This is a genomic window from Pseudomonas sp. TCU-HL1 (genome assembly GCF_001708505.1).
Taxonomy (GTDB): Bacteria; Pseudomonadota; Gammaproteobacteria; order Pseudomonadales; family Pseudomonadaceae; genus Metapseudomonas.
In genome coordinates, this window is the sequence record NZ_CP015992.1 from 4,790,648 (window position 1) to 4,802,891 (window position 12,244).

Here is a 12,244-nt window from a genome sequence, read left to right on the forward strand (position 1 = left end):
CCCTCTGGAATTCGCGCAAAGCATCACCGCCCTCACCCCAACCCTCTCCCAGAGGGAGAGGGGGCTGCATGCGCATGCCTCTGGCCAGGAGATCATCCTGTAGGAGCGAATTCATTCGCGATGCAGCCCGCAGGGCAGCGTAGGTTGGCGCTGAGCTTGCGAAGCCCAACAATCGGGGCCACCCGCGAGGTTTCAACCCTCTATCTGCTCATCCAGCAACGGCAAACCGGCCGCTCGCTCAAGCAGATCATTGGGAATGCTCTTGCTGGCGCGGGCGCCGAGCAGCTTGAGGTTTTCCACCCGGCTGATCAGGTTGCCACGGCCCTCCACCAGCTTGTTGCGGGCGTTGGCGTAGGCCTTGTCCAGTTGTTGCAGGCGGCTGCCCATCTCGTCCAGATCCTGGACGAAGGCGACGAACTTGTCGTACAGCGCCCCTGCCCGCTCAGCGATTTCACGGGCGTTCTGGCTTTGCCGCTCCTGGCGCCAGAGGCTGTCGATTACTCGCAGGGTGGCCAGCAAGGTGGTCGGGCTGACGATCACAATGTGCTGCTCAAAAGCTTCCTGGAACAGCCCCGGATCTGCCTGCAAGGCGGCCGCGAACGCAGCTTCGATAGGCACGAAGAGCAGCACGAAGTCGAGACTGTGCAGCCCTTCCAGGCGCTGGTAGTCCTTCACCGACAGCCCCTTGAGGTGGCTGCGCAGGGACAACACATGCTGCTTCAGGGCCTGGCTGCGGGCGGCCTCGTCGTCGGCGGCGATCAGCGCCTGGTAGGCCGTGAGACTGACCTTGGCGTCCACCACCACCTGCTTGTCCCCCGGCAGCTGGATCAGCACGTCGGGCTGGAAGCGCTCGCCCTCGGCGCTCTTCAGGCTGACCTGGGTCTGGTACTCCCGGCCCTTCTCCAGGCCGGCATGCTCCAGTACCCGCTCCAGCACCAGCTCGCCCCAGTTGCCCTGGGTCTTCTGGCCTTTCAAGGCGCGAGTGAGGTTGGTGGCCTCATCGCCCAGGCGCTGGTTGAGCTGCTGCAGACGCTCCAGTTCCTTGCCGAGGGAGAAGCGCTCTCGGGCTTCCTGTTGATAGCTTTCCTCCACACGCTTCTCGAACGCCTGGATGCGCTCCTTCAGCGGGTCGAGCAACTGGCCCAGGCGCTGCTGGCTGGTTTCGGCGAAACGCTGCTCGCGCTCGTCAAAGATTTTCCCGGCCAGTTCGGCGAACTGTGCGCGCAGGTCGTCACGGGCCGCCTGCAGGTCACCCAGGCGCTGTTCATGGGCCTCACGCTGCTCGCGCAGTTCGGCTTCAAGGCCCGCGCGGTCGGCGTCCAGGCGGCGCAACTCGGCATCCTTGCGTTCGCGTTCCTGGTTCCACGCCAGCAGGGCTTCGCGAGCACTCTGGCGCTCGAAGCCAAGCAGCTCGGCCTCGCGGCGCAGGGCTGCCAGTTCGGCCTGCTGCGCGGCGTTGAGCTGACTGAGTTCGCGATTTTCGTCACGGCTATCGTCCAGCTGCACCGCCAGGCCGTCCTGAGCCAATTGGGCGTTGGCCAGACGTTCTTCGAGCAGAGTCTGCCCGGCTTGCAGGGCAGTGAGCTTGCGCTGCTGTTGCCAGGCCAAGCCCAGCAGGGGCACGGCGGCGGCCAGCAGGCCGATCAACAGGTTGGCGATATCTAGTGGCATGAGCGGCTCCGCGCTGGAATGCCGGGAGTATACCCAGCGGCGCGCGGCGCGATTAGGGTTGCAGCGGAAGGCGGTTGAGCAGCCGCTTGGCTTCGTGGGAGCCCTGGGCGGCGGCCTGTTCCAGCCAGTGACGGGCCTGCTCCGGTTCGTTGATGCGTGGCTGGCTGCAGAAACGCCCCAGCTCAAGCTGTGCGCGGCGGTCGCCGGCGCGGGCGGCCTGGCGCAGCATGTCCAGGCCGATGCGGCGGTCACGCTGGTTGCCGCAATCGCGGCAGAGCATCTGGCCGAGGCGGCTCTGCGCAGCCACGACGCCCTCGCGCGCGGGCTGCTTGAGCAGCTTGCCGGCGAACCGCTTCACGCTCGGCGCCTGACCCAGGCGCGGGTTATCCAGCAGCCAGAGAGCGACTCGGGTCGGCAGCGTTTGCGGATTGGAAACGGACTCGGCGGGGACGCGGTACTTCATGAAACAGGGGCTGATGGCCGGAAAGGCGCGCAACTCTACTCCTTTTTCGTAGCAGGTAAAGTCTTGTAATTTCCGCAGGTCGCGTTCTAGAGCAAGTGCTTGGGACAATCCACAGAAGCTGTGGATAACTCTGTGAAGAAGATGCTCGAAACATCACCAAGTGCTTGTGGATCGGGGCCTCCACTCAAACTGATGATTTTTTCACCAATTATAAAATTCCTTATTTTTCATGTGGTTACGAAATCAGCACTGATAATCAAGCGCTTACAGGGGATTTCGCCAGCCTTTTGCGAGGCTGCTTCGCGGCTGTGCACAACTTGAAGTTGTCAATACCCTGCGCGCCCCGTTGCGGAGCATTTACCCCGAAAAACCCGCTGGAAGCTGTGTTGTACGGGCGTTCCAGTCGATGGCGAATGGCATGAGAAAGGGCCTCCAGGGACCTTCTCCGAGCGGGTACGAGCGTCCTTCTGCGCCAACTCTGTGCACAGGTTCGTCCTCTCCTTGCACAGACCTGTTTTCCGCAACCATGCCTGGCCCCTTAGAATGGTCCGCCTGGCCCTCCGACCCTGCCCTCGCCATGAACAAAGCCCGTATCCACCGCCTGATTCTCGACAAGCTCGCCGCTGACCTGCAGTTGCTGCAACGCGCGGCGCAGACCGCCTACGAAGCGGCGACCCACCAGGAGAATATCGCGGAGAACAAGTACGACACCCTCGGACTGGAGGCCTCCTACCTGGCCACCGGCCAGGCCCGACGCGCGGCCGAGATCAAGCAGGCGCTGGGCCTGTTCGAGAACCTCAACCTGCGCCCGTTCGACCCTGAGCGCGGCATCCAGCTTAGCGCCCTGGTGCTGCTGGCCGCCGAAGATGGCAGCGAACAGCGGCTGTTCCTCGGCCCGGAAGCCGCCGGCCTGAAGGTGGTGGACGAAGGCGAGGAAATCACCGTGATCAGCCCCCGCTCGCCTCTGGGCCAGGCGCTGCTGGGCAAGGTCGAAGGCGCCGAGGTGACGCTGACTATTGGCAATGGCCGGCAGACCTTCGAGGTACTGGAGGTACACTGATTCTGCCGCCCACCGCTCCGGAGGCTCCATGGTCCGTCCTCGCCGCGTCCTGCGTATCAGCTTCAATCCCCTGATCCTGACCCTGAGCGTCGCCCTCGGGGTCTGGCTCGGCTTCATCGCCATCGGCCTGACCACCTATATCGGCTACCAGTTCTATACGACCGAGAGCGAGGCCCCGGTGGCCCAGGTCTTCACCCCACCGCCCTTCCCACCGCAACCGGCGCCGGCGCCAACGCCACCGAGCACGGGCGAAGAGCGTCTGCAGAAGTACGAGGAGAACTACAACGCCGCCCAGCGCGCAGACAACGAGCGCCTGGAACGGCTGGAGGAACAACGCCGACTGAACGACGCCAAGTGCCAGTTCTGGACCGAGCAGTATCGCAATGCGCCTACCGAGAAGGCCAAGCGCAACATGGGCCAGGAGTGCGGATAGTCGTCTCGTCTGATTCCTTCGTGCCAGCCGACCAAAGGCAGCCGGCTTCAAGTGGCCGTCACAATGGCGCGGCTAGACTCAGGGCGTGCGTCCTTCACTTTGGCGCCAGAGGCGGTCTGCAATGGGTCCCGAAATCTTCATAGCCCTGATGATCATGGGCTGGCTGCTGGCAGCGGTCGCGTTGCTGTGGGCCATGCTCAGGATCTCCCACCATCACCACCATCATCACAGCCGGCCTTCGCCGCCCCACTCCTCCCGCTCGTTCCGACGGCACAAGGCGAAAGGTTCTCCGGTTACTCCGCACTGACGGCAATTCCGCAATCACCTGATGGCACCTTGTGGGAGCGAGTTCATTCGCGAATGAATTCGCTCCCACGAGAATGCTCAGCATTGAGCAGCGATCTTCGCCGATCTAATGGAAATCTCGGCTTTTCACGTCAAGCCCGGCCAGCAGCGGCGTCAGGTCCTGCAGGCGTCGGGCAATGAGATGGCGCACGCCGTCCACCGACTCCAGGCGGCCCTCCACCTGCAGCAGTTGCGAGCCCACCAGTACCCGGCGCTGGCGTTCAGCCAGGTCGTGCCAGACCACCACATTGACCATGCCGTGTTCGTCTTCCAGGGTGACGAAAATCACCCCGCTGGCGGTCTGCGGGCGCTGCCGTCCCACCACCAGGCCAGCGACGCTGACCTGCCGCCCGTGTTCCACCGCCAGCAGTTCCCGCGAACTGCGGCAACGCCGCTTGCGCAGCGCACTCCGCAGCAACGCGATGGGGTGCGGCCCGAGGGTAGTGCCCAGCGTGGCGTAGTCAGTGAGCATGTCTTCGCCCACGCTGGGCAGCGGCAAGGCCACCTGTGCCTCCTCCTGTTCCGCCAGGCCGGCGAAGAGTGGCGCCTGCACTTCCACGCCGGCCACCGCCCAGCGTGCCCGATAACGGTGCCCGGCCAAGCCGCGCAGGGCACCGGAGTCGGCCAGCTGTTCGCGGGCGCGGGCATCCAGGCGGGCGCGCTGGATGAGGTCGCTGACGCTGTTGAAAGGCGCAGCTTGCCGCGTCGCCTCGATGCGTCGTGCATCGTCCTCACGAAAACCTCGCACCATGCGCAGCCCAAGGCGGATGGCCGGTTCGCTTTCCTGTTCCAACGGTTCCAGGGAGCAGTCCCACGCGGAATGCCGCACATCTACAGGACGCACTTCGATGCCATGGCGCCGGGCATCCTGCAACACCTGGTCAGGGCTGTAGAAGCCCATGGGCCAGCTGTTGATAAGGGCGCAGGCATAGGCGGCTGGCTCGTGGCATTTCAGCCAGCAGCTGGCGTAGGTGAGCAGGGCGAAACTGGCCGCGTGGGATTCAGGGAAGCCATAGCTGCCGAAGCCTTTGATCTGCTCGAAGATCTGCTCGATGAAGGCCTGTTCATACCCCTTGGCGAGCATTCGCGAAGTCAGGCGCTGGCGATGGTGTTCCAGGCCGCCATGGCGCTTCCAGGCGGCCATGTTACGGCGCAGTTCATCGGCTTCTCCAGGCGTGTAGTCGGCGGCAACCATGGCCAGTTGCATCACCTGCTCCTGGAACAGCGGCACGCCCAGGGTGCGTTCGAAGACCGGGATGAGCTCGTCCTTCGGATAGGTCACCGGCTCTTCCTTGTTGCGCCGGCGCAGGTAGGGATGGACCATGTTGCCCTGGATGGGCCCCGGCCGGACGATGGCCACCTGGATCACCAAGTCGTAGAAATTTCTGGGTTTCAGGCGCGGCAGCATGGACATCTGCGCCCGCGACTCGATCTGGAATACACCGATAGTGTCAGCGCGGCTGATCATGTCGTAGGTGGCGGTGTCTCCCTGGGGCAAGGTGGCCAGCGTCCACCGCCTGCCCCGGTAGCGCTCGATCAGGGCGAAGCAGCGGCGCAGCGCGCTGAGCATGCCGAGAGCCAGCACATCCACCTTGAGCAGGCCGACAAGGTCGAGGTCGTCTTTGTCCCACTGGATCACGGTGCGCTCGGCCATGCTGGCGTTTTCCACCGGCACCAGGCTGTCCAGCGGCGCGTCGGAAATCACGAAGCCGCCGGGGTGCTGGGACAGGTGCCGGGGAAAGCCGATCAGCTCGTTGGTCAGCGCTAGTACCCGGCGCAACACCGGGCTTTCGGGGTCGAAGCCGACCTCGCGCAGACGCTCCGCCGAGGGCGCTGCATCGCTCCAGCCACCGCAGCAGTCGGCCAGGGCATTGACCTGGTCCGGGGGCAGGCCCAGGGCCTTGGCCACATCGCGTATGGCGCCGGCGCCATGGTAAGTGCTGACCACCGCTGTGAGGGCGGCCCTGGCCCTCCCATAGCGGTGGAACACGTACTGGATGACTTCCTCGCGGCGCTCGTGCTCGAAATCGACGTCGATATCCGGCGGCTCGTTGCGCTCCCGGGACATGAACCGCTCGAACAGGAGTTCGGTGGCATTGCACGGGTTCAATTCGGTGATGCCCAGGGCGAAGCAGACCACCGAGTTGGCCGCCGAGCCGCGCCCCTGGCAGAGGATGCTCTCTCGGCGGGCGAATTCGACGATGTCGTACACCGTGAGGAAGTAGCTCTCGTAGCCCAGCTCGGCGATCAACGCGAGCTCCTTCTCCACCAGTGTCCGCGCCTTCTGCGGCACGCCATCCGGCCAGCGCCTGCGCATGCCCTTTTCGGTCTCGCTACGCAGCCAACTGCTGGGGCTGTGCCCTTCCGGCACCACTTCGCGTGGGTACTGGTAGCGCAGTTGCGCCAGGTTGAAACCGCAACGGCGCGCGATGCACACCGACTCAGCGAGGAGTTCCGGCGGGTAAAGGCTGGCCAGCACCTCGCGGCGGCGCAGGTGACGCTCGCCGTTGGGAAACAGCCGGTGCCCGGCCTCCGCCACCGCGCAGTGGTGACGCACAGCCGTCATGCAGTCCTGCAGGGCACGGCGGCCACGGGCATGCATATGCACATCGCCAGACGCCACGGGCGGGATTCCGAGGCGCTCGGCCAGGGTCTGCAGGCGCGCCAGACGCCCGGCGTCGTCCGGGCCCTGGTGCAGCTCCACGGCCAGCCATAGCCGCTCGGGGAAGCACTGGCGCAGCCAGGGACCTTCGTGGTCATCGCTTTCCTGATCAGGTACCCAGAGGGCCAACAGGCCATCGGTGGACTCCGCGAGGTCGTCACGCAACAGGCGGTACTCGCCTTTCTTCGCCCGCCTCCGCGCTTGGGTTACCAGGCGACAGAGACGCTGGTAACCGGTCAGGTTTTCCACCAGCAACACCAGCTTGGGCCCGCCGTCGACACGTACCTCGCTGCCGATCACCAGGGGCAGTTCAGCCCGCTTGGCCGCCTGCCAGGCGCGGACGATACCGGCCAGGCTGCATTCATCGGTGATCGCCAGGGCTTCGTAGCCGTGACATGCAGCGCGCTGGAACAATTCATTGGCACTGGAAGCTCCGCGCTGGAAACTGAAGTTGGACAGGCAGTGCAACTCGGCGTAGGCGCTCATGCGAACCAGCCGTGCAACAGCAACGGCCCCTCCCCGTTCACCGTGCGAAAAGCCCAGCCGCGTTGGCCGCTGCGGGTTTCCACCAGGTAGTAGTCGCGGCGGATATCGCCGCCGTCCCACCAGCCGGACTCGATGCGCTCGGGGCCGGCCAGGATGCGGATGGACGACTCCCGCAGGGGCATGGGCTCGCGCAACAGCCAACCAGGGCGTGGCGGGCCAGGCAGGAGCGGCACGTGCGGACCGTCTGCATCCAGTTGCCAGGCGTACTCGGGACGGTGATCGGCACGGGCCGCCAGGCTGTACACCGCATCGTCCCCCAACCGTGCCCGCAGGCGTTCGCGCAATTGCTCCCAAGGCAGGAATTGCTGCGGGCGCTCGTCGAACAGCTCACGCCGCTCCGGTACGAAGGCCGGCAGGTCCCGCGCCTGCAGGCGGAAGGCCTGCACCGGCGCCGGCAGTTGCAACTGCTCCAGGCGCCCACGGGCCAGCTCGAAGAGCATGGCCGCGTCACGCTCGGCACTGAGCAGCCCCACCGGCACCTGGGTTTCAGGAAGGTCACGGTGCTCCAGATGGAGGGTGAAACGCTGCACGCCGCTATCACGCCCAGCGAGGAAGGCAGCCAGATCCGCAGTCAGGCGGCGCAGAGGGAAGAGCAACGCCTGGTGGGATTCCACCTCGAAATTCAGCTCGATGCGCAGGTCGAACTCATCCGGCGGCCGGTAATACTCCAGCGCCAGGGGACGCTCGCCGAGCAGGGTGTCGAGGTGCAGCAGCACTTCGCTGGGAAAGCGCTGGGCCACGGTGTCCCGAGGCAACGCCAGCACCTGTTCCAGATTACGCAGGCCCATGCGGGAGAACGCAGTGGCGGCCTCCCGCGACAGTCCAGCACGATCCACCGGCATGCGCCCAAGGGCCTGACGCAACTCATCCTGGCTCGCCAGCGCCAAACCATCGTAGGCATTGGCGAGAACCCGCGCCGCCGCCGGGTTGGGCGCGGCCACGATACGGTGGCGGAACCCCAGGGCCGCCAGCTCCTGCCGCAGCCGCGCTTCGAAGCGTGGCCACGGGCCGAACAGGGCGAAGCTGGACTCCACCTCCAACAACAGGCAACGCGGATAGCGCAGGCTGACCTGGGAGCTGAAGCCATAGGCCCAGGCGGCGAGCAACTGCTGCCAGCGCTCGATGGACGTCGGGTCGTATTCCACCAGGGCGAAGTCACGGGTCAGGGCATGGGCAGCGGTCAATGACTGGCCAGGACGCAGGCCCAGGTCCCTGGCTGCCAGGTTGAGCGCACGCAGCACGCGGCGCTGGGGTGTGCCGGTCACCAGAGCAAGGGGCGCCGCGGGATCGGGGTGACCGCGCAGCACGCCATCCAGCGCCAATTGCGGCAGCAATATACAGGCCCAGCGCATGACGGTTTCACCGGGCCAGGGCGATGGGCGCGGCCGGTGGCAGCCCACCCCGGCACTTGAGCACCCGCAACTGCGCCGGCCGTCCATCGACGGCGATGCGCAAGGCCGCTGGCGAGGGGTTGAGGGCGGCATCGAGCGGACGGTAGGCAAAGGCCAGGGTCTGGCCGGTCTCGGCGGCCACCTGCAAGCGACGCAGGGCGCGGTCATCGGCCTGCTGCGGCCAGCAGAGCACCGCACCGCAACTACCGGAGCGCAGGCACTGTTCGGCGGCCCAGAGCGCATCGCGGCCGCTGGCCTCCACCAGCGCCAGCCAGCGCAGGTCCACGCCAGCCGCCTGCCAGGCCTGGGGATAAGGGATATGCGGCGGTGCCACCAGCACCACACGCTCGGCACTGGCGGTCAGCCGCGCCAGTGTGTGCCAGAGCAGGCGCAGTTCACCCAGGCCCGCGGCTGGAACCAGGATTTCGCTGAGAGCGGCTTCAGGCCAGCCACCGCCCGGCAGCACGCTGTCCAGAACGCTATGGCCGGTGGGCTGCTCGCTGCCGGCCGACGGCGCACCGGACTGGCCTTTCCAGACCCGCCGCTCGTTGAGCAGGGCGTCGAGGGCAACGACAGCGCCCATCAGGCGCGCCCATTGCCGGAAGAGAAAAACGGCAGCCCCGGGGAGGGACTGCCGAAAGGGCCAGGAAATATCGCCAAGGCCATTGGGGGAAATCCTACGAATACTGTATTTATATACAGTAAATCGCAGAGGCTTCTCCCCGTCAATCAAGGAAAGACAGGAGGTTCAACCCAAGGCCGCCTCGGCGTCTTCCAGTTGCGCCAGCAATGCCGCCCGCGTCTCGTTCCGCAGCCTGATCGCCTCCAGCCAGCCCGCTCCGCCGGGCCGCAAGGGCGCACAGATGCGGACCTGCAAAGATCGCCATTGCGGGAGCCACTGGCCGTCACGCAGTACCTCGCGGGTGCCGCGAATGGCGACCGGCAGCAAGGGCACGCCGGCACTCGCGGCCAGCACGAAGGCCCCCATGTGGAAGGGGCGCAGGCCCGGTTCGCGGGTGAAGGTGCCCTCCGGGAAGAACACCAGGGATTGTCCGCCCCGCAGCGCCTGGGCCAGGTCTGCGCTGTCGGCGACGCTTCGTTGCAGGTCGAAGCGTTCGACGAACCGGGCACCCAGCCTGCGCAGGAACAGGCCGGCCACCCACTGGCCAGCCAGTTCGCGCTTGGCGACGAAGGCGAAGTGGGGCGGCAGCGCCGCGCAGAGCACGACGCCATCCAGATAGCTGGCATGGTTGGCGGCCAGTACGCTCGCCCCCACTCCGGGCAGATTGCCCAGCCCCTCGACACTGAACGGAACCCCGGCCAGGCGCAGGAAGGTGCCTGCGGACAGGTGGGCGATGGTACGGCACCACGTCTGGTGCGGCAGGGCAGCGACAACCAGCCAGGTCAGCACGGCGAATGGCCAGAACAACAACCCGACACGGGCAGCAAACAGCAGCGTCCGCCCCCTGCGCCCGGCACGTCCGAGGTAGCCGCGCAGCGCGTGCACCGACAGCCGCAGTATCTGGCGCCAGGGTGCGAGACGCGGCAGCCCCACCTCGCCCCGCTCATAGAGTTCACGGCAGGCTGCGCGGCGGATCTTGCCACTGGAGGTCTTCAGCACGCTGCGCGGCGGCGCCAGCACAATGTCATCGGGCGGCACGCCGGTCAGCTCGACCACGAGGCGATTGATCTCCTGGCGCAGGTGCTGTTGCCTGGCCAGGTCCCTCTCGGGGCTTTCCGCCATTACCACCAGGCGGTCGGTGCCGGTAGCCGGATTGCGGCTGCCGAAAGCCGCAATACAGCCTTTGCGCAAGCCAGGCAGGCGCCCCACCGCCGCCTCCACGTCATAGGGGTAGATATTGCGCCCGGCGCGGATGATCAGGTCCTTGGCACGGCCAGTGAGATAGACCTCGCCAGCGGCCATGTAGGCGAGGTCGAGCGAGTCCATCCAGCCGTCCTGCAGCACCTTGCGGGTCTCTTCCGGCGCGTGGAAATAGCCCGAGGTGGTGGAGGGTCCGCTGAATTGCAGGCGGCCTTCCCGACGTTCGGGAAGCTCTACACCGTTGCCGTCGACGATGCGCATCTGGTGGCCAGGCAGCGGCCGGCCGCAGGCGACGAAACTCAGCGCGGCCGGGTCATCCGGGCCAGCGGGCAACGCCTCGCCACGCGTCTGGAACGCTTCGCGCTGCACCCGGTCCAGCAGCGGCCCGCGCCCCAGGGGCGGGAAGGCCACGCCCAGGGTGGCTTCGGCCAGGCCATAGACCGGCGCCAGCGCGCCGGAGTCCAGGCCATAAGGTGCAAAGCGTTCCGCAAAGCGCCGCAAAGTATCAGGGCTGACCGGTTCGGCGCCATTGAGTGCCAGGCGCCAGGTACTCAGGTCCAGGCCTGCCAGGTCGCTTTCGGGAATCTTGCTCAGGCACAGCTCGTAGGCGAAGTTGGGTGCCGCCGACAGGGTCCCGCGGAAGCGGTGGATCGTCCACAGCCAGTTCTTCGGCCTGGCGAGGAACGCCAGAGGCGACATCAGCACCAGGCTGAAACCGTAATACAGGCTGCCCAGCCAGGCGCCGATAAGGCCCATGTCGTGGTACATCGGCAGCCAACTGACGAAAACGTCTCGCGACCCGACCTTCAGCGCAGCCCCCATGGCGCGCAGGTTGGCCAGCAGGTTGGCGTGGCTGACCATCACCCCCTTGGGCTGCCCGGTACTGCCCGAGGTGTACTGGAGAAAGGCGATGTCCTCCGGCTGCCGTGCTGGAGGTGTGCCTTCCACCCCGCCTCGGCTCAGCTCCGCCACGCTGGCGATACGACCCAGGCTCGGCACCTGGGGCTGGAGCAGGCGGGCGAGCAGTTTCGCCTCCGCCACCGTGATCAGCACCCTGGCCCCGGCATTGCGCAGAATGCCGGCCTGGCGCTGCAGGTGCTCCTCAATCTGTGTCAGGCGCAGCGGCGGATAGATGGGCACCGGCACCCCGCCGGCCAGGAGGATGCCGAAGAATCCCACGAGGAAATCGCGCCCAGTGGGCAGCATCAGCGCCACGGCATGCCCCGCCCGCAGGCCGCCGTCCTGCAATCCGCCAGCTACCGCCAACGCGCCACGCTGCAGGGCGCCGTAGCTGATGTCGTCCGGCTGCTCGTCGTCGCCCAGCAGGCGCACGTGGATATGCCCCGGATGCTGACGCACATGCCAGTCCAACACCTCGATCAGCGTCCGCGCACTGTCGGGGGCCTGCAGCGAGTCGTCCTCCTGCACGCGTTCGCTGACCCGCTCCGCCGCACCCTCCGGCCGGCTCACGCCGCCAGCGCGCAGTACCTGCAGCACATCGGCTGGGGTGCTGGCCGAGGCGAACAGTTGCTGCGGCAGACGCACCCCGAACACCGCCTCGATCCGCGACCAGAGCTCGACACGGGCCAGGCTGTCCACGCCCAGGTCCCGGTCCAGCACGCTGTTCAGGCTGACCCGCAGCCCAGGTGCCGCCTCGGGCCGCAGCTCGATCACGGTGCGCCGGACGATCTCCAGCAGCTTCTCCGCATCCCGGTCGCAATCAGGAACGCTGCGGGTTTCCGGGGGTGAAGGTGACATGGGTGCCCTCCCGGTCAGCGGTACTCACCTCCGTCATTATGGCCCCGCCCTGCCGCCACCACACTCGGGCAGGACGAACGCGTCGGCGGCGTG

General features: G+C 66.5%; 8 protein-coding genes. 2 read left to right on the forward strand and 6 right to left on the reverse strand.

Annotation, left to right across the window (positions count from 1 at the left end; genetic code table 11):
- Positions 1-192: 192 nt before the first annotated feature.
- Positions 193-1,557: a DNA recombination protein RmuC gene (rmuC, locus tag THL1_RS21910; RefSeq protein WP_162493753.1), complete on the reverse strand. Its 1,365-nt coding sequence runs from the start codon at positions 1,555-1,557 to the stop codon at positions 193-195.
- A gap of 166 nt (positions 1,558-1,723) precedes the next feature.
- Positions 1,724-2,134 (reverse strand): tetratricopeptide repeat protein, encoded by a 411-nt coding sequence (locus THL1_RS21915; protein WP_069086601.1) that lies wholly within the window; start codon positions 2,132-2,134, stop codon positions 1,724-1,726.
- A gap of 577 nt (positions 2,135-2,711) precedes the next feature.
- Here THL1_RS21915 and THL1_RS21920 point away from each other — a divergent pair.
- Both THL1_RS21920 and THL1_RS21925 read left to right on the forward strand, forming a co-directional pair.
- Entirely contained in the window at positions 2,712-3,194 is a 483-nt protein-coding gene (locus THL1_RS21920) for a GreA/GreB family elongation factor (RefSeq protein ID WP_069085205.1), read from the forward strand.
- Between the two features lie 28 nt (positions 3,195-3,222).
- Positions 3,223-3,627: a hypothetical protein gene (locus THL1_RS21925; RefSeq protein WP_069085206.1), complete on the forward strand. Its 405-nt coding sequence runs from the start codon at positions 3,223-3,225 to the stop codon at positions 3,625-3,627.
- A gap of 412 nt (positions 3,628-4,039) precedes the next feature.
- Here THL1_RS21925 and THL1_RS21930 read toward each other — a convergent pair whose 3' ends face one another.
- The 4 genes from THL1_RS21930 to THL1_RS21945 form a co-directional block, all read right to left on the reverse strand.
- Positions 4,040-7,120, reverse strand: coding sequence for an error-prone DNA polymerase (locus THL1_RS21930; RefSeq protein ID WP_069085207.1), 3,081 nt, complete (start codon positions 7,118-7,120; stop codon positions 4,040-4,042).
- Positions 7,117-8,532 (reverse strand): Y-family DNA polymerase, encoded by a 1,416-nt coding sequence (locus THL1_RS21935; protein ID WP_069085208.1) that lies wholly within the window; start codon positions 8,530-8,532, stop codon positions 7,117-7,119. The genes THL1_RS21930 and THL1_RS21935 overlap by 4 nt, the downstream gene beginning before the upstream one ends.
- Before the next feature lie 7 nt (positions 8,533-8,539).
- Positions 8,540-9,154, reverse strand: a complete 615-nt coding sequence (gene imuA / locus THL1_RS21940; protein ID WP_069085209.1) for a translesion DNA synthesis-associated protein ImuA — start codon at positions 9,152-9,154, stop codon at positions 8,540-8,542.
- Positions 9,155-9,319: 165 nt separating this feature from the next.
- Positions 9,320-12,151: an AMP-binding protein gene (locus tag THL1_RS21945; RefSeq protein WP_069085210.1), complete on the reverse strand. Its 2,832-nt coding sequence runs from the start codon at positions 12,149-12,151 to the stop codon at positions 9,320-9,322.
- Positions 12,152-12,244 lie beyond the last annotated feature (93 nt).

Coding starts and splice junctions, on each gene's coding strand:
- THL1_RS21915 (WP_069086601.1), bottom strand. CDS start 2,134: ATGAAGTACCGCGTCCCCGCCGAGTCCGTTTCCAATCCGCAAACGCTG.
- THL1_RS21920 (WP_069085205.1), top strand. CDS start 2,712: ATGAACAAAGCCCGTATCCACCGCCTGATTCTCGACAAGCTCGCCGCT.
- THL1_RS21925 (WP_069085206.1), top strand. CDS start 3,223: ATGGTCCGTCCTCGCCGCGTCCTGCGTATCAGCTTCAATCCCCTGATC.
- THL1_RS21930 (WP_069085207.1), bottom strand. CDS start 7,120: ATGAGCGCCTACGCCGAGTTGCACTGCCTGTCCAACTTCAGTTTCCAG.
- THL1_RS21935 (WP_069085208.1), bottom strand. CDS start 8,532: ATGCGCTGGGCCTGTATATTGCTGCCGCAATTGGCGCTGGATGGCGTG.
- imuA (WP_069085209.1), bottom strand. CDS start 9,154: ATGGGCGCTGTCGTTGCCCTCGACGCCCTGCTCAACGAGCGGCGGGTC.
- THL1_RS21945 (WP_069085210.1), bottom strand. CDS start 12,151: ATGTCACCTTCACCCCCGGAAACCCGCAGCGTTCCTGATTGCGACCGG.